The organism is Variovorax paradoxus, from assembly GCF_009755665.1.
In the GTDB taxonomy this organism is placed as follows: domain Bacteria; phylum Pseudomonadota; class Gammaproteobacteria; order Burkholderiales; family Burkholderiaceae_C; genus Variovorax; species Variovorax paradoxus_G.
Genome location: NZ_CP046622.1, coordinates 4,029,669 through 4,048,134 on the forward strand (window position 1 = coordinate 4,029,669; position 18,466 = coordinate 4,048,134).

General features: G+C 66.0%; 20 protein-coding genes. 13 read left to right on the forward strand and 7 right to left on the reverse strand.

Annotated elements, in window-relative coordinates:
- Nucleotides 1-49: 49 nt before the first annotated feature.
- Nucleotides 50-787 carry an aldolase gene (locus GOQ09_RS18785; protein WP_157614897.1) on the forward strand — a complete coding sequence of 246 codons (738 nt, stop codon included), beginning with the start codon at nt 50-52 and terminating at the stop codon, nt 785-787.
- 158 nt (nt 788-945) lie between these two features.
- Complete coding sequence (locus GOQ09_RS18790) at nt 946-1,269, forward strand: hypothetical protein (protein ID WP_157614898.1); 324 nt, start codon at nt 946-948, stop codon at nt 1,267-1,269.
- Here the strand turns inward: GOQ09_RS18790 and GOQ09_RS18795 are convergent.
- From GOQ09_RS18795 to GOQ09_RS18805, 3 genes are read right to left on the reverse strand one after another with little or no spacing between them, the layout of a single operon-like run.
- Nucleotides 1,263-2,714, reverse strand: coding sequence for an MATE family efflux transporter (locus tag GOQ09_RS18795; RefSeq protein WP_157614899.1), 1,452 nt, complete (start codon nt 2,712-2,714; stop codon nt 1,263-1,265). The two genes, GOQ09_RS18790 and GOQ09_RS18795, sit on opposite strands and share 7 nt — an antisense overlap.
- On the reverse strand, nt 2,711-3,946 hold the full coding sequence (locus GOQ09_RS18800) for an MFS transporter (RefSeq protein WP_157614900.1): 1,236 nt from the start codon (nt 3,944-3,946) through the stop codon (nt 2,711-2,713). Before GOQ09_RS18800 ends, GOQ09_RS18795 begins: the two co-directional genes overlap by 4 nt.
- Complete coding sequence (locus GOQ09_RS18805) at nt 3,939-4,436, reverse strand: MarR family winged helix-turn-helix transcriptional regulator (RefSeq protein ID WP_157614901.1); 498 nt, start codon at nt 4,434-4,436, stop codon at nt 3,939-3,941. Before GOQ09_RS18805 ends, GOQ09_RS18800 begins: the two co-directional genes overlap by 8 nt.
- 51 nt (nt 4,437-4,487) lie before the next feature.
- Between GOQ09_RS18805 and GOQ09_RS18810 the strand changes: the two genes are divergently transcribed.
- From GOQ09_RS18810 to GOQ09_RS18850, 9 genes are all read left to right on the forward strand, one after another.
- Nucleotides 4,488-5,033: a PaaI family thioesterase gene (locus tag GOQ09_RS18810; RefSeq protein ID WP_157614902.1), complete on the forward strand. Its 546-nt coding sequence runs from the start codon at nt 4,488-4,490 to the stop codon at nt 5,031-5,033.
- Between the two features lie 14 nt (nt 5,034-5,047).
- Nucleotides 5,048-5,740, forward strand: a complete 693-nt coding sequence (locus GOQ09_RS18815) for a nitroreductase (protein ID WP_157614903.1) — start codon at nt 5,048-5,050, stop codon at nt 5,738-5,740.
- Nucleotides 5,741-5,871: 131 nt separating this feature from the next.
- The gene (locus GOQ09_RS18820) at nt 5,872-6,933 is read left to right on the forward strand and encodes a Fe(3+) ABC transporter substrate-binding protein (RefSeq protein ID WP_157614904.1); all 1,062 of its coding nucleotides are present in this window, start codon (nt 5,872-5,874) and stop codon (nt 6,931-6,933) included.
- A gap of 49 nt (nt 6,934-6,982) precedes the next feature.
- Complete coding sequence (locus GOQ09_RS18825; protein WP_157614905.1) at nt 6,983-8,647, forward strand: ABC transporter permease; 1,665 nt, start codon at nt 6,983-6,985, stop codon at nt 8,645-8,647.
- On the forward strand, nt 8,644-9,327 hold the full coding sequence (locus tag GOQ09_RS18830; protein ID WP_157614906.1) for an ABC transporter ATP-binding protein: 684 nt from the start codon (nt 8,644-8,646) through the stop codon (nt 9,325-9,327). Before GOQ09_RS18825 ends, GOQ09_RS18830 begins: the two co-directional genes overlap by 4 nt.
- 98 nt (nt 9,328-9,425) lie before the next feature.
- A complete protein-coding gene (locus GOQ09_RS18835; RefSeq protein WP_157614907.1) occupies nt 9,426-10,103 on the forward strand; it encodes a glutathione S-transferase family protein in 678 nt (225 codons plus the stop codon).
- Between the two features lie 47 nt (nt 10,104-10,150).
- Nucleotides 10,151-10,591, forward strand: a complete 441-nt coding sequence (gene gloA / locus GOQ09_RS18840; protein WP_157614908.1) for a lactoylglutathione lyase — start codon at nt 10,151-10,153, stop codon at nt 10,589-10,591.
- Nucleotides 10,592-10,898: 307 nt separating this feature from the next.
- A complete protein-coding gene (locus tag GOQ09_RS18845) occupies nt 10,899-12,056 on the forward strand; it encodes a hypothetical protein (RefSeq protein WP_157614909.1) in 1,158 nt (385 codons plus the stop codon).
- A complete protein-coding gene (locus GOQ09_RS18850; protein ID WP_157614910.1) occupies nt 12,053-13,114 on the forward strand; it encodes an acyltransferase family protein in 1,062 nt (353 codons plus the stop codon). The genes GOQ09_RS18845 and GOQ09_RS18850 overlap by 4 nt, the downstream gene beginning before the upstream one ends.
- A 6-nt stretch (nt 13,115-13,120) precedes the next feature.
- Here the strand turns inward: GOQ09_RS18850 and GOQ09_RS18855 are convergent, their stop codons facing one another.
- The 4 genes from GOQ09_RS18855 to GOQ09_RS18870 all read right to left on the reverse strand — a co-directional run bounded on the left by GOQ09_RS18855 (nt 13,121) and on the right by GOQ09_RS18870 (nt 17,037).
- Nucleotides 13,121-13,849, reverse strand: coding sequence for a haloacid dehalogenase type II (locus tag GOQ09_RS18855; RefSeq protein WP_157614911.1), 729 nt, complete (start codon nt 13,847-13,849; stop codon nt 13,121-13,123).
- Between the two features lie 2 nt (nt 13,850-13,851).
- The gene (gene eda / locus GOQ09_RS18860) at nt 13,852-14,496 is read right to left on the reverse strand and encodes a bifunctional 4-hydroxy-2-oxoglutarate aldolase/2-dehydro-3-deoxy-phosphogluconate aldolase (protein ID WP_157614912.1); all 645 of its coding nucleotides are present in this window, start codon (nt 14,494-14,496) and stop codon (nt 13,852-13,854) included.
- On the reverse strand, nt 14,487-16,313 hold the full coding sequence (gene edd / locus GOQ09_RS18865) for a phosphogluconate dehydratase (protein WP_157614913.1): 1,827 nt from the start codon (nt 16,311-16,313) through the stop codon (nt 14,487-14,489). Before edd ends, eda begins: the two co-directional genes overlap by 10 nt.
- A 172-nt stretch (nt 16,314-16,485) precedes the next feature.
- Nucleotides 16,486-17,037, reverse strand: a complete 552-nt coding sequence (locus GOQ09_RS18870; RefSeq protein ID WP_157614914.1) for an OmpA family protein — start codon at nt 17,035-17,037, stop codon at nt 16,486-16,488.
- A 123-nt stretch (nt 17,038-17,160) separates the two neighbouring features.
- Between GOQ09_RS18870 and GOQ09_RS18875 the strand changes: the two genes are divergently transcribed.
- The gene (locus tag GOQ09_RS18875) at nt 17,161-17,925 is read left to right on the forward strand and encodes a gamma-glutamylcyclotransferase (protein WP_157614915.1); all 765 of its coding nucleotides are present in this window, start codon (nt 17,161-17,163) and stop codon (nt 17,923-17,925) included.
- Nucleotides 17,922-18,464 (forward strand): superoxide dismutase family protein, encoded by a 543-nt coding sequence (locus GOQ09_RS18880; protein ID WP_157614916.1) that lies wholly within the window; start codon nt 17,922-17,924, stop codon nt 18,462-18,464. The genes GOQ09_RS18875 and GOQ09_RS18880 overlap by 4 nt, the downstream gene beginning before the upstream one ends.
- Nucleotides 18,465-18,466: the final 2 nt, after the last annotated feature.

Genomic DNA, 18,466 nt, shown 5'->3' on the forward strand with positions numbered 1-18,466 from the left:
GCCCATCCTCTTTAGCCACATCCATCCACACATCCACAAGGCCCCGTCGATGTCCGCAGATTCAGACTACGCGAGCCCCACCGTGCGCAAGTTGCGCGAAGACCTTGCACTTGCCTTGCGCGCAGCCGCACACCACGGCCTGTCCGAAGGGGTCTGCAATCATTTCAGCGTCATGTTGCCGGGCGCGCAGGACCGCTACCTGATCAACCCTCGCGGCCTGCACTGGAGCGAGATCGGGCCGGACGACATCGTGCTGATCGACGTGCACGGCGAAGTGCTCGCCGGCCGCCACAGGGTCGAACCGACCGCCCTTTTCATTCACGGCGCGGTGCACCGGATCACCGGCCATGCGGTGGTGCTGCACTGCCACATGCCCTACGCCACGGCGCTCACGCTCACGGTCGATCGCGCGCTCGACCCCACGCTGAGCCAGAACGCCATGCGCTACATGAACCGCATTGCAATCGACGCGGTGTACAACGGGCTGGCGCTCGACGATGCCGAGGGCGAGCGCATCGCGCGCGCCATGGCGGGAAAAGACGTGGCCTTTCTCGCAAACCATGGCGTCGTCGTGGCGGGCGCCACCATTGCGCACGCCTATGACGATCTCTACTACCTCGAACGCGCAAGCCTGCACCAGGTGATTGCGCAATCCACCGGGCGCCCGCTGGTTCCCGTCGATGCCGAGATGGCCGCTCTTGCCGCGGCGCAAATCCAGGGTGAACGCGAGCAGTCCGACCTGTTCTTCGAGGCGCTCCGGCGGATGCTGCCTCCGCCACACGGCTGACGTCCGTTCGACCGGTTACAGCCACGGCACAGGGCGCCTAAGATGGCGGAACGGCTGCGCAGCGGCTTACAGCTCTTTATCGGATTTCGCGCGAGCCTTACACAGCGTTCACATGGAAGCACGACGATAGGGCTTCCAACCACTCCATTGGAGTTGCCATGAAAAAGCTCATCTTTGCAATCGGCGCCGCTGCCCTGCTCTCGCTGACTGCCCTCAGCGCCCCGGCCCAAGCCCAGACCGGCGGCCGCTTCATTCAGGCACAGGTGTATGTGGTGCCAGCGCCGCCGCCCCCGCGCCACCACTACTACGCTCCGCCGCCCCCGCGGCCCTACTACGGTCCAGGCTACCACCGTGGCCACGACCGCTACGAACACCGCCGGCATCGGCATTGGGAAGAGCGCCGCTACGGCCGCAGGGACTACGACGGCGACGGCGTTCCGAATCGCTACGACCGCCGCCCGAACAACCCCTATCGCTATTGATTTAGCGCGGTAGGCCTTGCCTGGGCCAAAGCCGGCTCAGCTTGCGCCGCCACGCGCCGCAGCAGGTTTGCAGGCGAGCGCGGCCAGCCGACACGGCCGAACCACGCGCCGCCTGCAATTGCCGACGCGATGACGATGCCGTAGACCACCAACGCCACGCCTTGCGCGGCGAACACGCCGGTCAGCCCGCCGCCCCAGCGCAATGCGAGCCATCCGCCGATTCCGGCCACGGCCAGCCGCGCGATGTTGCCAAGCACGGGCCACAGCAGGCGCCCCGCCCCTTGCGAGGCAAAGTACAGCACCAGGCCGACGCCGAAGAGGCCGTAGAGCGGTCCCACCACGCGCAAGTAGTGCGCGCCGGTTTCGAGCATGGCGGGGTCGTTGCCGAACAGCAGCAGCCAGGGCCGCGGAAACAGCGCCGCGGCGAGCCCGATGGTCTCGGTCAATGCAAAAGCCAGCGCGGCGCCGGCCCACGTGGCGCGCAACGCGCGCTCGCGCTGCCCGGCGCCCATGCAGGTGCCGACCATCGCAACCAGCGGCGCGCCAAGGCCGAAGACCAGCGGCACCAGCAGGTATTCGAGCCGTGATGCGGTTCCGTAGCCTGCCAGTGCGCCTGAACCGAAGTGGCCGGTCAGAGCGGTGGCAATGCCGATCGACAGATTGGTTGCCACCGTGGACACCGCACCCACGAGCCCGATGCCCAGGATGTTGCGGAACAGCGGCCAGCGCAGCTTCAGCGCGGCAAGCGTCGGGCGCAGCAGGCTGCGAGGCGAGCGCAGGTAGACGATGAGCGCCACAGAGCCCAGCAGGTAGTACAGCAGCAGCGCCATTGCGCCGCCCGCAATGCCCATGCCCGGCAGCGGACCCCAGCCGAAGATCAGCAATGGCGATGCCGGAATAAGAAACACCACTCCCGCCACCGTCACGTTCGCAGGCACCGCCATGTTGCCGGTACCGCGGATGATGGCCGACAGCGAGTTGAAGAGCCACACCAGCACGGCGCCCGCAAACACCCAGTTCGAATACGTCAGCGCCGCCTCGAGCGAGGCGCCGGTGCCACCCATGATTCCGTACAGCCAGCGCCCACCGGCCAGCAGCGCGAGCGAGAAGAGCAAGCCGAAGCCGATGGCGATGACCACCGCGTGCCACACCAGGGCGTCGGCGTCATCGCGGCGCCGCGCGCCCAGCGCTCGCGCAATGGACGAGGCGATGCCTCCGCCCATGGCGCCGCTCGAGGTCATCTGCATCAGCATGACGATGGGAAATACCAGCGCCATGCCAGCGAGTGCATCGGTGCCCAGCTTGCCGACGAAGTAGGTTTCGATGAGCCCGACGGAAGCCTGCGCCACCATCACGAGCACATTGGGCGCGGCCAGCCGCAGCAGCGTGGGCACGATGGGCGCTTCGAGCAGCCGCCGCGTGCGCGGGTCGAGTTCCTGGCTCATGCCGCCGCCAGCTTCGAACGCACGAGCCGCGCTTCGCGGATCGGCAGGTGCACCAGCGCGGCACCGGCGGCAAGCGCGATGTCGATGTACCAGACGATGTCGTAGTTGCCCGTGGCCTGGAACACGTAGCCGCCCAGGAACGCGCCCAGGAAGCCACCGACCTGGTGCGCCAGCATCACGATGCCGAACAGCATCGCCATGTTGGCCGGCCCGAACATCTTGGCGACGAGGCCGGCGGTTGGCGGCACGGTCGACAGGAAGGTCACACCCATCACGGCGGCGAACACCAGCATGACCGTCGTCGTCTTCGGCGCCAGCAAAAACACCAGCACGGCGATGCCGCGCGTGGCATAGACCAGCGACAGCAGCGACTTCATGCGCCAGCGCCCCACGGCCCAGCCCATGGCAAGGCTGCCGACGATGTTGAAGAGCCCGATCATCGCGAGCGCCCAGCCGCCGACTTCGGCCGGCAGCCCGCAGGCCGCGACAACGCCGGGCAGGTGCGTGGCCAGGAAGGCGACGTGGAAGCCGCAGACCAGGAAGCCCAGGCTCAGGTAGCGGTAGCTGGGTGTCGCGAGCGCCTGGCCGATGGCCTGGCGCGCACTCAACGGCTTGGTGCCCGATGCGGCTGCCGAGGCCGCGGCCATCGCGTTCGAATTGCCCTTGAGCACCCATGCGGCCGGCAACGCCAGCAGCACCAGCACGCCAAGCCACTGCATGGCGCCGGCCCAGCCCACCGCGGCCGTCAGGCCGACGGCGATCGGTGCCATCGCGAACTGTCCGAAGGACCCGCCGGCGTTGACCAGGCCGGTGGCCAGGCCGCGCTTGTTCGCCGGCACCAGGCGCGTGGTCGCGGCCATCAGCACCGAAGGGCCCGCCATGCCGGCGCCGCCGGCCGCGAGCACGCCTATGGCGAAGATCAGGCCGGCCGTGCTCGTCATGAGCGGTGTGATGAGCGTGCCGATGGCCACCAGCAGCACGCCGATGACCACCACGCGCCCGGTTCCGATGCGGTCGGCCACGGCGCCCGCGAAGGGCTGCGTGAGCCCCCACCAGAGCTGCCCGAACGCGAAGGCAAGGCTGATGCTGCCGATGCCAAGTGCGGTCGAGGTGTTGAGCGCCGAGAGGAACAGACCCATCGTCTGGCGCACGCCCATCGTGAGCGCGAAAGCGCCCGCGGCCGCCAGCAGCACGAGCCAGAGCGCATGGCGCCGCACAGAGGTTTCATTCATCGCGGGCTCCTGTTGGGTCTTCCGGCTGTCCATCGCCCAGTCCTGCGCGCTGCAGCAATTCCAGGCTCTCGTCGAGAAGGGTGTGCAGCGCCAGAACGCGCTCCGTGCCGAGGATGTCGTTGAGCGCCAGCTGCGCGCCGTGCCACAGCCGCTGCGCTTCGGCCCGCTTCTCGCGGCCCGCGTCGGTGATCGACAGCATGCGGCTGCGCGCATCGGGGCCCTCGGTCTGCACCAGGAAGCCCGCCGCCAGCATCGGCTTGAGATTGCGCGTGAGCGTCGAGGCGTCGACATTCATCTCGCGTGCCAGATCGACCGGACGCAGCGGTCCGAAATGCAGCACGTGCGAGAGCAGTGAATACTGCGTGGTCTTGAGCCCGCTGGGCGCGACATGCGCGTCATAGAGGCGCGACGCCAGCCTGGAGAGCCGCCGCAAGCGGAAATTGGTACATCCCTGGGGCTTCAGCTGAGGGGGCTTCAGAGCGGTATTCATATTTTCATTGTAGCTACAATAATTGCATCTACAACTAACAAGGAGATTTTCATGACCGAGCCCCAAGGCATCGACGCCTGGATTGCGGAAGAGGCCGAGATCGTCCAGCGCCTGGACGCGGGACCCGGCCCTGGCCTGGCGCGGCCGGAGCAGATCGCCGGCAAGACCGGGCTGCAGATGATGGAAGCGATGCTGCGCGCCGAAATCCCCTACGCCGCCATCGCCAAGACGCTCGACTTCACGCTTCTTTCGGTGAGCCCCGGCGTGGCCGTGTTCCAGGGCACGCCGCTGCCGCAGCACCTGAACCCGCTGGGCACCATTCATGGCGGCTGGGTGGCCACGCTGCTGGATTCGGCGCTGGGCTGCTCGGTCCACACCATGATGCCGGCCGGCCGCGCCTACACCACCGCCGAGCTGAGCGTGAACTACGTGAAGGGCCTCACGCCCAAGGCGCAACGGGTTCGCGCCGAGGGCAAGGTCATTCATTGCGGCCGGCAACTCGCCACGGCCGAGGCACGGCTTTTCGGACCGGACGGCACGCTGTACGCGCACGCCACCACCACCTGCCTGGTGTTCGAGATGCCTTCTGCACGGTAAGCCGGGCCGCCGCCATGCCATCCACGCCGCTCGACCCTGACCTCGCTCCGGCATTCAAGACTCTTCTTTCCGAGAGATACAGCTGCCGCGCCTACCTTGCGGAACCCGTCGCGCGCGAAACCATCGACACGATCCTGCAGATGGCACAGCGCACCGCCTCCTGGTGCAACTCACAGCCATGGCAGGTGATCGTGACCAGTGCCGAAGCCACCGAGCGGCTGCGCCAGGCCTTCGATTCGGACGAAGCCGCGGCCGATGCCGCGTTCGACATTGCGCCGCCCGCGGAATACCGCGGCGTGTACCAGGAGCGCCGCCGCGAATGCGGTTTTCAGCTGTACGAGAGCGTCGGCATCGTGCGCGGCGACCGCGAGGCTTCGGCGCGGCAGGCGCAGGAGAACTTCAGGTTCTTCGGGGCGCCGCACGTGGCCCTCGTCACCACCGAGGCGCTGCTCGGCACCTACGGCGCGGTGGACTGCGGCGCCTATGTCGGCAACTTCATGCTGGCGGCACGCAGCCTGGGCGTGGCCAGCATCGCGCAGGCGGCCGTCGCGTCGCGCTCCAGGTTTCTGCACCGCTGGTTCGAGATTCCGGACGACCGCCAGATCGTCTGCGGCATCTCGTTCGGCTACGAGGATCCGTCGCATCCGGCCAACCGCTTTCGCACCACGCGCGCCGCGCCCGACCAAGCCTGCCAGTGGGTCGATTGACCTGCGTGAGTCCGTGCTTCTTGTAAGTGCAAGGACATAAACGGCGCCAGGGGCAGTGATAATGATTCTCATCGTCAGCCACGTGGCTGCGGTGCTTTTCCACTCACGTTTCTGCACCTGGAGGATCCTTCATGACCGACCGCCTCGGCGTTCAAGGCCGCGCCGCCCGCGCATTGCTCGGCGTCTCCGCCGCCTGGCTGGCCGCTGCCGCCCTGCCTGCTTTCGCCGCCAACGACGAACTCACGCTCTACACAACGCGTGAACCCGCGTTGATCCAGCCGCTGATCACGGCCTTCAGCACGCAGACCAACATCAAGGTCAACACCGTGTTCGTGAAGGACGGGCTGCTGGAGCGCGTCAAGGCCGAAGGTGCACGCTCGCCGGCCGACGTGCTGATGACGGTGGACATTGGCAACTTGATGGACCTGGTGGACGGCGGCGTCACGCAGCCGGTGAAATCGGCCGCACTCGAATCGGCCATTCCCGCCAACCTGCGCGGCGCCGACGGGCAGTGGTTCGCGCTCTCGCTGCGCGCACGCGTGCTCTACGCCGACAAGAACCAGCCGATCACGAGCTTCCGCTATGAAGACCTGGCCAACCCGAAGTGGAAGGGCAAGGTCTGCATCCGCGCGGGCCAGCACCCCTACAACACGGCGCTGATCGCATCGATGATTGCGCATGACGGCGAAGCCAAGACCGAACAGTGGCTGCGCGGCGTCAAGGCCAACCTGGCCCGCAAGGCCACGGGTGGCGACCGCGACGTGGCGCGCGACATTCTCGGCGGCATCTGCGACATCGGCGTGGCCAATTCGTACTACGTCGGCCAGATGAAGAGCGCCAAGGAAGGCACCGACGCGCGCAAGTGGGGCGACGCCATCAAGGTGATCCGCCCGACCTTCGCCAGCGGCAAGAGCGGCGGCACGCACGTCAACATCAGCGGCGCAGCCGTGGCGAAGAACTCGCCGCAGCGCGCCAATGCGGTCAAGCTGCTCGAGTTCCTGGTTTCGGAGCCGGCGCAATCGCTGTACGCGCAAGCCAACTACGAATACCCCGTGCGCAAGGGTGTGGCGCTCGACCCGATCATAGGCGAGACCATCGGCGAACTGAAGGTCGACCCGCTGCCGCTCACCGACATTGCCAAGTACCGCAAGCAAGCCAGCGCGCTGGTCGACAAGGTCGGCTTCGATCAGTGATGTTGCTCGCCCCCAGGGGAGCGGGAGCAATGGAACGCCTGTGGTTCGCATGAGCTTCGGTGACCTGCACGCAGCAGGCCCGCTCTGGCGCAGCGCTTCGTTTGCAATTGCCATCGGCGTGCTTGCGCCGGTGCTCACGCTCGCCTGGCTTGCGTTCGGCTCCGGCGTGGCGCACTGGGGGCCGCTGTTCGCGCACGTGCTGCCGCAGGCGGCGCTCAACACGGCGGTGCTGCTTGCGGGTGTCGGCGTGCTGGTGCTGGTAATCGGCACCGGCTGCGCCTGGCTGGTCACGGCCTGCGACTTTCCGGGGCGCCGCGTGCTGCACTGGGCGCTGCTGCTGCCGCTGGCCATGCCGACCTACATCGTCGCATTCGCCTACCTGGACCTGCTGCACCCGATCGGCCCCGTGCAGGGCGCGATCCGCTGGGCCTTGGGCTTCGACAGCCCGCGCCAGTTCCGCCTGCCCGACCTGCGCTCCATGCCGGGTGCGATCTTCGTGCTGGGCTTCGTGCTCTACCCGTACGTCTACATGACCGCGCGCGCCATGTTCATGACGCAGCCCGCGCACTTGATGGAAGCCGCCCGCACACTGGGCGAGAGCCGGCGCGGTGCGTTCTTTCGGGTGGCGCTGCCGCTGGCGCGCCCGGCGCTTGCCGTGGGGCTGAGCCTTGCGCTGCTCGAAACGCTCAACGACATCGGCGCCTCTGAATTCCTCGGCGTGAACACGCTCACCGTTGCGGTCTACACCACGTGGATCACGCGCTCCGACCTGGCCGGCGCGGCGCAGATCGCCTGCGCCATGCTGTTCGTGGTGGTGGCCTTGGTCTGGCTCGAACGCAACGGCCGCCGGCATCAACGCTTCGGCTCGACGCAGCGCATGCGCCCGATGCAGCCGCGCCGCCTGCATGGCTGGACGGCATGGCTGGCCACCGCCACCGCCGCCTTGCCGGTGATGATCGGATTCGCGGCGCCTGCTCTCTACCTCGTCTGGGAAAGCAGCAAGCGCCTGCGCCAGGGCGGCGGCATTTCGCAAGGCCTGCTCTCGAGCCTGGGCAACACGCTGGCACTGGCCGCGGGCGTAACCGTCGTCGCCGTGGCCGCCGGGCTGGTGGTGGCATGGGCGGCCCGGAGCCAGGGGTCGCGGCCCAACCGCGCGCGCTGGCAGGCACGCGTGGCCGCGCTGGGCTACGCCGTGCCGGGCACGGTGCTCGCCATTGGCCTGCTCACGCCCGCACTGGCGTTCGACTCCGCATTGGCAAACGCATTCGGCCTCGCAGGCTTGCCGCTGATGGGCGCGGGTGTTGTGCTGGTGGTGGCCTGCGCCATCCGTTTTCTCGCCATGCCGGTGGGCGGCATCGAAGCCGGGCTCGCACGCATTCCGCCCGCCATCGAACAGGCCTCGCGGCTGCTGGGTGAAACCACCGGCGGCACGCTGCGCCGTGTGCACCTGCCGCTGCTGCAGCCGGCCATTGCCACGGGTGCGCTGCTGGTCTTTGTCGACGCCATGAAAGAGCTGCCCGCCACGCTGCTGCTGCGTCCCGCCAATTTCGACACGCTGGCCACATGGCTCTATGCCGAGGCCGCCCGCGGCACGTACGAAGAAGGCGCCATTGCCGCGCTGGCCATCGTCGCGGCCGGGCTGCTGCCCGTGGTGCTGCTGGCACGCAATCAACTGGGCACGCCATCGGCCCTGCCCGGTCCGCATCAAACATGAGTTCCCCCCTTTCCCTCGAGTCGATCCAGCTCGCCTACGAAACACCGCGCGGCCTGCACACCGTGGTGAACGACTTTTCGCTGTCCCTGCCCGCGGGCGAAATAGCCTGCCTGTTCGGCCCTTCGGGCTGCGGCAAGACCACCGTGTTGCGGGCCATTGCCGGCTTCGAGCCCGTACGCGCCGGCACGATCCGGCTCGGCGAGGTGCTGCTGTCTTCGACCCAGGTGCACCTGCCGCCCGAGCAGCGGCGCGTGGGCATGATGTTTCAGGAGTACGCGCTGTTTCCCCACCTCTCGGCAAGCCAGAACGTGGCGTTCGGCCTGCGCCGCGCGGGCCGCGCGCAGCAGCAGTCGCGCACGGCCGAAATGCTTTCGCTCGTCGGCCTGGCGGACGCCGGTGAACGCTTTCCGCACGAGCTGTCGGGTGGCCAGCAGCAGCGCATCGCACTCGCCCGCGCACTGGCGCCTTCGCCCGCGCTGCTGCTGCTCGACGAGCCTTTTTCGAATCTCGACGGCGGCACGCGCGAACGCCTGACGGCGGAGGTGCGCGGGATTCTCAAACGCGCCGGGCAGACCGCCATCCTCGTCACCCACAACGATGCCGAAGCCCATGCCATGGCCGACCGCATCGGCGTGATGCACGCAGGCCGCATCGCGCACTGGCTGGACACCGCCAAATAGCACAAGGCGCCCGTTCGGCGAATGGGCTTTTCGGGAAAAGGTTGTTCGGGATCGCAAGAATGCGGCGCTCCCACTTTCCTATTTTCCGGAGCACGCCAATGGCCCAACCCCTTACCCTCGTCAGCCACCTGCTGTGCCCCTATGTACAGCGCGCAGCCATTGCCCTGGCCGAGAAAAACGTGCCTTTTGAGCGCGTGGTGATCGACCTCGCAAACAAGCCGGACTGGTTCATTGCGATCTCGCCGCTCGGCAAGGTGCCGCTGCTGCGCCTTCAGCGGCCGGGCGGCGGCGAAGCGGTGCTGTTCGAAAGCAATGTGATCTGCGAGTACCTCGAAGAAACCCAGCCGGGCCCGCGTCTTCATCCTGAAGACCCGCTCACCCGCGCCGAGCACCGCGCCTGGATGGAATTCGGCTCGGCGATATTGGGCGACCTGTGGGGCTACGAGACCACGCGCGATGCCGAAGTGTTCGAACAGAAGCGCATGGCACTCGCCGCCAAGTTCGAGCGCGTCGAAGCCGCGCTGGGCGCAGGTCCCTACTTCGCGGGCGAAAACTTCAGCCTGGTCGACGCCGTCTTTGCGCCGGTCTTTCGCTACTTCGAAGTGTTCGACGAGATCAGCGACTCGCACATCTTCGATGCCCTGCCCAAGGTGAATGCATGGCGCAAGGCCCTGGCGGCGCGGCCCAGTGTGCGCAGCGCCGTGGTGCCGGAGTATCCGCAGCACCTGCGTGAATTCCTGAAGAAACACGAGGCGCACTTGCTCACGCTCGCGTAAACCCGACAATCGAATTCTTCCCACAACAACGAACAGGCACCCACGAGATGCGACTTCTCCACACCATGCTGCGCGTCGGCAATCTTCAGCGTTCGATCGACTTCTACACGAAGGTGCTGGGCATGAACCTGCTGCGCACCTCCGAGAACCCGGAGTACAGATACAGCCTCGCCTTTGTCGGCTACGAAGGCGGCAACCCCGACCAGGCAGAGATCGAACTCACCTACAACTGGGGCACCGAAAGCTATGAGCTCGGCACCGCCTACGGCCACATTGCGCTCGGCGTGCCCGACGCCTACGCCGCGTGCGAAAAGATCAAGGCCGCCGGCGGCAACGTCACGCGCGAAGCCGGCCCGGTGAAAGGCGGCAGCACGGTCATCGCCTTCGTGACCGACCCGGACGGCTACAAGGTCGAACTGATCCAGGACAAGTCAAAAGCCCACGGCGACAAGGCAGAAGCCGCCGCAGACGCTTTGCGCGCGCCGTAATCAGCCGCCGCAATGAGTGCCGGCCACCGGGCCGGCACCGCCAGGTTGCAAGCAACCGTAAGAAACGCGAGGCCCGGAATGCGCGGGCGAATTAACGAGACAAAATAGCCGCCTTCGCAGGGGCGACCGGCATATTCTTTGCTGCTGTTCCTTGGCAAGAAGCGTTAATGCTTAACGCTTCAGACGCCCGAATTTGCAACAAGAACTTTCATGCTTGAACGCGGATAGCAGTTCAAAAGTATTGAAATGGCCCGTTGATTTTTGCCCCGTCTTCCAAATGAACGCTTTCTTCTAAAGCGGAACGAATTTGACCAGTTTAAGCATCCGCGGCAAAGCGATCGACCCGGCAATATCGCTCATCGTATTTCTATTTGCCGCGCTCGTCGTTGGAGCCATTCCGTTCGCGTATCACGACACGGCAGCCCAGATCTTTCCGGACGAAGACACGCTGCTGAGCTTCTTCGGGGCCGATGCGTGCCAGTTGACCTCCACCACCATTGAGGAAAGAAACTCCTACGCCTGCAGCGCGTTCCTTCTTGAATCGGTGGGGTTGAGCGCCGGCACCGCGCCATTGGCTGGCGCCCTGCTGAGCGTGTCGCTCACCTTGATTCCCGTCTTCCAGTTTGCCCGCATTCCCCTCGGCGTATTCCTCGCGTCGCTGGCCTGGGGAGTCATCCGGGCGATTTTTCTGTCGGTTCTCTCCAAAGACATGCTGTCTGCCGCCGTGGTGCTCGTCTCGGTCATGGCGGCACGCCAATCATGGTTCGGACTCACGTGGCTCTTGTCCGCAACGGTTTACGGCTGGGTGGTCAGAAAGTACTGGCTGCTGGTCAGCGGTGTCTGGTTCGGGCTGAGGCTCGTCAGAAAGCAGCTCACTGTATTCAGGCTGCTGGCCATCATTGTTCTGGTTTACTTCGCACTTGCGCTGACGTTCCAAATCGCTTTAGGCGTCACGCTGGACTTTGCCCGGCTCGCGGTCAATGAAAACCGGGAAGTTGGCGCCGAAGGATCGCGAACGGTGATCGAGGCGGTCATTGCTTCCGACAATGCACTGCTGCAGGCGCTCAATGCGACGATCACGTTTTTCAGGCTGGCATTTCCGCTCGAGCTTTTGCGCTTTGGTTCGGTCAGCCAGCTGGCATTTATTTCGATCATGCCTTTCACCTTCATCTGGATGGTGAAGGTCATCGTCAAGAGCGCGAAGTCCGACAATAAAAAGATGATCCAGGCCGGCAAGATTGCCCTGGCGCCTTTGTCCTTTCTCATTATCGAAGGCGTGTTCGAGCCCGATTTCGGCTCTTTTGCGCGCCACTTCGCCATTGTGAGTCCGCTTGTTTTTTCCGCCATGGCAATGCTGCAAAAAGCCGAACTGCGTGAAGAAAAGCGGTTGCGGCGCAGCAGCCCTGCCGCCCCTTCAGGCTCGCCGGCTCTCGTTGGCGCCGCTCAACAGGATCGCATCTCGTGAAGTCTCAATCCATTGCGGTCGACCAGCCCCAGTACGTTGAATCCATCCAGGCCGGAAGAGGCATTGCCGCCCTCCTAGTGGTCGTTCACCACATCGCGCAAAAATCGCATGCGCTCTCGGGCGGCGCCATTCCGTTGTTCGATTTCGGGATCGTCGGTGTCGACATCTTCTTCATGATCAGCGGCTTCATCATCTACTTTGTCACCGCCAACAAGACGATGACGCATGTGGAGTTCATGGAAAAGCGGATCGTGCGGGTGTTCCCGCTCTATTGGGGGCTTTCGTTGCTGGCCTTGCTGGTTCTGATCTTCAAGCCGAACCTGATCAACAGCAACGCGCAGCAAGCAACGGATATTGCCGCCTCGTTTTTCTTGTGGCCCACCACCGCGCCGTATCTGGTGAACAACGGCTGGACACTGACCTACGAGATCATCTTCTACGCGCTCTGGGCGCTCGTCGCGCTGCCCACGGCCAACAAGAAAACCGCAACCATTGCGTGCCTGATACTGGCCGCGGGTTCATTCATTGGGCTGCTCCTGAACGTGGACCCCAAGGTCATCAATTTTTCGCTGTTCGTGGAATTTGCCTTTGGCGTGGCCGTTGGCGTCGCGTTCAAAAAGGGATCGTTCCGGCAACACATTCCTGCCGCCATCGGCCTGACCGTTGCGGGCGCTTTTCTCGCCCACCTGGCCATATCCCAAGGCCTTGGCAGCGGCCAACTGAGAGGATTTGCGCTGGCAATTCCTTCGGCCATGATGTTCATCGGAATCATCCTGCTCGGGCCGTTCTGGAAAAAAATGCGCACGGTGCTGGCCATTGGTGACAGCTCCTATTCGCTGTACCTCTTCCACCCATTCATCCTGGTCGGCATTCCCATCACGGTGAAGCTGCTCGGCATTTCCTCGCCGGTCCAGATACTCGCCATTTCCGCGGCGGTCGGCGTTGCGGCCATTGCGGCTTCGCACATGGTCTACAAGCTGGTGGAGTTTCCGCTCACGCAAATGATGCGCGGGATGATCAAGTCCGCGAAATCGCTTGGCGCAGCGAGAGCCAGATGATGCGAATCAGCAGCCCAGCAGATCAGCCAGTTCGTTGATGTCCCGCGCGTGCAGGTTGTTCTCTGCGTTCGGCGAAACATCCTTGGGCTGCGCGCGGCCGTATTCATGGGGCCGTTCGATGTAGGCGGTCTTCAGGCCGCACACACGCGCCGCGGCAAGATCGTCATGGTGCGCCGCCGCCAGCATGACCTGGCCCGGCGTCGCGTCGAACACGCCCGCCACGCCAAGGTAAGTGCGTGGATCGGGCTTGTAGGCCTTGAACACTTCGGCCGAGAGCACGCAATCCCACGGCAGGCCGGCGCGCTTGGCCATTTCGGTGAGCAGGCCGATGTTGCCGTTGGACAACGTGCAGATGGTGAATTTCTTCTTCAGGCGCGTGAGTCCCTCGACCGCGTCGGGCCAGGCGGACAGCCGGTGCCAGGCGCGACTCAGGTGGCGCTTGGCGGCGGTGTCCAGTTGCTCCGTCAGGCCGAAATCGTGCAGCACCTGCCCGAGCATGCTCAGGTGCAGCTCATCGAGCAGCGTGAAGCCGCCCTCGCCCGCTGCAATGCGCTCCATCACCGATTTCATTGCGGGCTGGTAGCCGGCGCGCCAAGCCAGCGCGAAGGTGGCGCCGTCCACGCCGGGCAGCGCGAGTTCGGCCTCGGCGGCAATGCCGCTGTGCCAATCGACCACGGTGCCGAAAACGTCGAACGCGATGACCTTCAGGTCGGTCGCGTCGAAATCCGCGCGCATGGTCAGCGCTGCAGTTGGCTCGCGGCGCGTGCCAGCTGCTCGATCAGTGCCCAGTTGCCCTCGCGGATGGCGTCGGTCGGCACGATCCACGAGCCACCCACGCAAGCCACGTTCGAGAGCGCAAGAAACTCCGCCGCATTGCCCGCATGGATGCCGCCGGTGGGGCAAAAGGTGACGTCGCCGAACGGCCCTTGCCAGGCCTTGAGCATCGGCAGCCCGCCCGCCTGCAGCGCAGGAAAGAACTTGAGCTCGGTGTAGCCGTCTTCCTGCGCCGTCATGATCTCGCTGCCGGTGGCCACGCCGGGCAGCAGCGGCAAGCCGAGGTCGTGGCATGCCTTGCCCACGGCGCGCGTGTAGCCCGGGCTCACGCCGAACTTGGCCCCCGCCAGCGCCGAGGCCTGCGCATCGGCCGCGCTGCGGATGGTGCCCGCACCGGCCACGGCCTCGGGCACGTCCTTGGCAATGGCTTCGATGCATTCGAGCGCTTGCGGAGTGCGCAGCGTGACTTCGAGCATGCGAATGCCGCCGGCCACGAGCGCGCGCGCCAGTGGAATGGCATGTTTCACGTCGTTCAGCACGATGACCGGGATGACCGGTGCATCGCGCATGACGTCGAGTGCGGTGAGTTTGTTGTTATCTACAGCCATGAGCAGGCTCCTTCTTCAGCAGTCAATGCATTGCGCCGCATGCCGGCGAACAGTTCGCGGCCGAGGCCATGGCCGTCGGCAATGCGCTTGGCTTCTGGCAGCTTGGCAAGCTCGCGTTCGGCCCATTCGTCATCGGGCACCAGCACGGCAAGCGTACCCGCTACCGCATCCAGGCGTATGACGTCGCCGTCGCGCACCTTGGCAAGCGGGCCGCCCGCGGCGGCTTCGGGCGAGACGTGAATTGCAGCCGGTATCTTGCCCGATGCGCCGCTCATGCGGCCGTCGGTGACCAGCGCCACGCGAAAGCCCTTGCCCTGCAGCACCGACAGCGGCGGCGTGAGCTTGTGCAGCTCGGGCATGCCGTTGGCCTGCGGGCCCTGCCAGCGCACCACGCACACCACGTCGCGCTCGAGTTCGCCGGCGGTAAACGCCTGCTGCAGCGCGGCCTGCGAATCGAAAACGCGCGCCGGCGCTTCGATCACGTGGCGGTCGTCGGGCACCGAAGACACCTTGATCACGCTGCGCCCCAGGTTGCCATTGAGCAGCTTCAGCCCGCCGGTGGCGCTGAAGGGGTTCTCGACGGGCCGCGCCACCGCTTCGTCCTTCGAGGGCGCGGCGGATTGCCACACCAGGCGCTTGTCGTCGGCCATGGCGGGAACGTTCGCAAATTCGCGAATGCCGCCGGCGCGAACGGTCAGCACGTCGGCATGCATCAGGCCTGCATCGAGCAGCTCGCCGATCACGAAGCCGGGGCCGCCCGCGGCCTGGAACGCGTTCACGTCGGCGCTGCCGTTGGGGTACACGCGCGTCAGCAGCGGAGTCACGTCGGAGAGGCGCGAGAAGTCGTCCCAGTCGATCACGATGCCGGCCGAGCGCGCCACGGCCACCCAGTGGATCAGGTGGTTGGTGGAGCCGCCGGTGGCAAGCAGCGCGACCATGGCATTGACGATGCAGCGCTCGTCCACGACTTCGCCGATGGGCGGGCAATTGAATGCGGATTCGCTCGCGCGTCCGAGCACCGTGCGCACGGCCTCGCGCGTGAGCGTTTCGCGCATGGCGTCGCCGGGCTGGATGAACGCGGTGCCGGGCACATGCAGGCCCATGGCCTCCAGCAGCATCTGGTTGCTGTTGGCGGTGCCGTAGAAGGTGCAGGTGCCCACGGTGTGATAGGCCGCCATCTCGGCGTCGAGCAAGCCTTGCCGGCCGACCAAGCCCTGTGCGGCCTGCTCGCGCACCTTGGATTTTTCGCCGTTCGACAGGCCCGAGGGCATGGGGCCCGCGGGCACGAACACGGTGGGCAGGTGCCCGAAATGCAACGCGCCGATCAACAGGCCCGGCACGATCTTGTCGCACACGCCCAAAAGCAGCGCGCCGTCGAACATGTCGTGCGTGAGCGCCACCGCGGTGCCCATGGCGATCACGTCGCGGCTGAAGAGGCTCAGCTCCATGCCGGGCGTGCCCTGGGTCACGCCGTCGCACATGGCGGGCACGCCGCCGGCCACCTGCGCCGTGGCGCCGAGGCTGCGCGCCTCGTTCTTGATGATGTCGGGGTAGCTCTGGTACGGCGCGTGGGCCGAGAGCATGTCGTTGTAGGCGGTGACGATGCCGATGTTGGGCGCGCGCTCTGTCACCACCCTGAACTTGTCGTTGGCCGGAATGCCGGCCACGGCGTGCGCCACATTGGCGCAGCCCATGCGGTCGGAGCCGCGGTCGCGGTTGCGGATTTCTGTCAGGCGCTGGAGGTACGCGGTGCGCGGCCCCCGGCTGCGTTCGCGAATGCGAGCGGTAACGTCAAGGACGGTGGGATGTGTGCTCATGGGGATGTATTCGGTCGCGCTGCCGGCATCTGGCCAATGTCACTTGTGCGACCTTCGACTTGGAAGTGAATAGTACCAAGACAGCAGCGACAAGGCCGATCGAAAACGGCCTTCCGGCAATACGCATTTACATCCCGCATTGACATTCGCGCGCCAATCGGGCGGAGGGCGCTCAATCGATGAGCTTGACTTCGACGCGGCGCGCCTCGGCGTTGTTGCCCGAACCTGCCGTGACCGGGGGTCTTTGCAGGTCGACCTTGGCCGCCGGAACGCCCAGGCCCACCAGCACGTCGCGGATCATCTCGGCGCGTTTCTTGGCAAGCTGCTCGTTGATGGCCGCATCGCCGGTAGTGTCATGAAAGCCCGAGACCACCGCCTTGCGGCCGCTTTCCACGCCCTTGATGACGGCGGCCAGCGCCTCGGCGGCACCGGGTGCGAGATCGGCGCTGCCGGTTGCGAAATAGAAGTTCACCACGCCGTCGCCCACGCGGATGCTGGCGCCATCGGGGATCACCACGGTGACGGTTTCGGTGACCTCGGCCACGGTGGTGGTGGGTGCCGGCGGCGCGGAAGCCGCTGCAACCGCAACTGCGGGCCTGGCCTTTGCTGCCGTGTTCTTGCCCTTGTGCCAGAACGCAATGCCCAGTACGAAGGAGATCACCAGCGCAATCAGTATCAACAGAAATCCGAGGGCGAAATTTTGCTGGCTGTCGTCTTCATTCATGGGTCTGCGTGCTCCGTAGGGAAGAGGTCGGTAAATAATGGTGCGGTGAACCATGATCGCCAAATTGTAGGCGCCGGCCCGTCGGGCCCCGCACCCGACCCCGGGCCGCCGGGGCTGGACCCGATGCCCCGGCCGTTGCGCGACCCGCAGCCGATGCTCGAGCAGGCCATTGCCGATTGGGGCGGCCGCGAGGACTTGTGGCTCTTCGGGTACGGCTCGCTCATATGGCGCCCCGAGTTCGACTTTGCCGAGCGGCGCTTCGCCTGGGTGCACGGCTGGCATCGCGCCTTGAAGATGTGGAGCCGCATCAACCGCGGCAGCGTGCAGACGCCGGGCCTCGTGTTCGGGCTGCTGTCGGGCGGCAGTTGCCGCGGCATGGTGTTCCGGGTGCCGGCTGCACAGGGCCTCGAAACGCTGCGCAGGCTCTGGCTGCGCGAAATGCCCACCGGCGTGTACGACCCGAAGTGGCTCAAGTGCGTCACGCCCGAAGGCCCGGTGCGCGCGCTGGCCTTCACGCTCTCGCGGCGCAGCCCCAATTTCACGGGGGAGCTCAGCGACGAGCGCTATCGCCACATCTTCACCCATGCGGTGGGCCGCTACGGCAGCTCGCTCGACTATGCGCGCCAGACCTTGCTGGAACTGCGCCGCCATTCAATCCACGACGCGGCGCTGGCCCGGCTGGTTGCGCTGGCGCACGAGAGGCAAGAACAGCAGGAACAACAGGAGCAGCACGACCGACAGGCGCAGCAAGCGCAATCCGGCGCCGCGGCTGATTGCGGCACGCCTCCTGCTCCGGTATACGTTCCGGGGTCTCCGGACAAAAAAACTTCTTCTTCCCGTTCCTTTTCTTCCCAACAATCTTCCGGACCGTCCAAGGAAAAACAATGAACCATCGTCTCTCGATCGCCACCGGCACCGCCCTTCTCGCCAGCGCCCTGTTTTCGGCCTGCGGCGGCATGATGGGCGGCAAGCCGAGCGCGGCCGCCGAACTGATGCCGACCGCGGCGATCTCGCCCAACCCCACGCGCGGCACGGTGACCTTCACCGCGCTGGACCACGGGGTGCGCGTGGCCGGCGAAGTGCGCGGCCTGGCGCCGGGCAGCGAGCACGGGTTCCACATCCATGAAAAGGGCGACTGCGGCGACAACGGCAACGCCTCGGGCGGCCACTTCAACCCCACCGGCGGCACGCACGGCAAGTTCGGCGCGCCGGGCAGCCACGCCGGCGAACTCCCCAGCCTCGTAGCCGACGCGAGCGGCGTGGCTCGCTTCCGTGTCGACATCCACTCGATTTCGCTGACCGAAGGCGCCGCCAACAACGTGGTGGGCCGCGCGCTCGTCGTGCACCGCGACCGCGACGATTTCACGACCCAGCCGGCCGGCAACTCCGGCCCGCGCACCGCATGCGCAGTGATCGCGCGGCGCTGATC

Coding starts and splice junctions, on each gene's coding strand:
- GOQ09_RS18880 (WP_157614916.1), top strand. CDS start 17,922: ATGAACCATCGTCTCTCGATCGCCACCGGCACCGCCCTTCTCGCCAGC.
- GOQ09_RS18830 (WP_157614906.1), top strand. CDS start 8,644: ATGAGTTCCCCCCTTTCCCTCGAGTCGATCCAGCTCGCCTACGAAACA.
- GOQ09_RS18785 (WP_157614897.1), top strand. CDS start 50: ATGTCCGCAGATTCAGACTACGCGAGCCCCACCGTGCGCAAGTTGCGC.
- GOQ09_RS18875 (WP_157614915.1), top strand. CDS start 17,161: ATGCCCCGGCCGTTGCGCGACCCGCAGCCGATGCTCGAGCAGGCCATT.
- GOQ09_RS18790 (WP_157614898.1), top strand. CDS start 946: ATGAAAAAGCTCATCTTTGCAATCGGCGCCGCTGCCCTGCTCTCGCTG.
- GOQ09_RS18810 (WP_157614902.1), top strand. CDS start 4,488: ATGACCGAGCCCCAAGGCATCGACGCCTGGATTGCGGAAGAGGCCGAG.
- GOQ09_RS18870 (WP_157614914.1), bottom strand. CDS start 17,037: ATGAATGAAGACGACAGCCAGCAAAATTTCGCCCTCGGATTTCTGTTG.
- GOQ09_RS18835 (WP_157614907.1), top strand. CDS start 9,426: ATGGCCCAACCCCTTACCCTCGTCAGCCACCTGCTGTGCCCCTATGTA.
- gloA (WP_157614908.1), top strand. CDS start 10,151: ATGCGACTTCTCCACACCATGCTGCGCGTCGGCAATCTTCAGCGTTCG.
- edd (WP_157614913.1), bottom strand. CDS start 16,313: ATGAGCACACATCCCACCGTCCTTGACGTTACCGCTCGCATTCGCGAA.
- eda (WP_157614912.1), bottom strand. CDS start 14,496: ATGGCTGTAGATAACAACAAACTCACCGCACTCGACGTCATGCGCGAT.
- GOQ09_RS18825 (WP_157614905.1), top strand. CDS start 6,983: ATGAGCTTCGGTGACCTGCACGCAGCAGGCCCGCTCTGGCGCAGCGCT.
- GOQ09_RS18820 (WP_157614904.1), top strand. CDS start 5,872: ATGACCGACCGCCTCGGCGTTCAAGGCCGCGCCGCCCGCGCATTGCTC.
- GOQ09_RS18795 (WP_157614899.1), bottom strand. CDS start 2,714: ATGAGCCAGGAACTCGACCCGCGCACGCGGCGGCTGCTCGAAGCGCCC.
- GOQ09_RS18800 (WP_157614900.1), bottom strand. CDS start 3,946: ATGAATGAAACCTCTGTGCGGCGCCATGCGCTCTGGCTCGTGCTGCTG.
- GOQ09_RS18855 (WP_157614911.1), bottom strand. CDS start 13,849: ATGCGCGCGGATTTCGACGCGACCGACCTGAAGGTCATCGCGTTCGAC.
- GOQ09_RS18815 (WP_157614903.1), top strand. CDS start 5,048: ATGCCATCCACGCCGCTCGACCCTGACCTCGCTCCGGCATTCAAGACT.
- GOQ09_RS18805 (WP_157614901.1), bottom strand. CDS start 4,436: ATGAATACCGCTCTGAAGCCCCCTCAGCTGAAGCCCCAGGGATGTACC.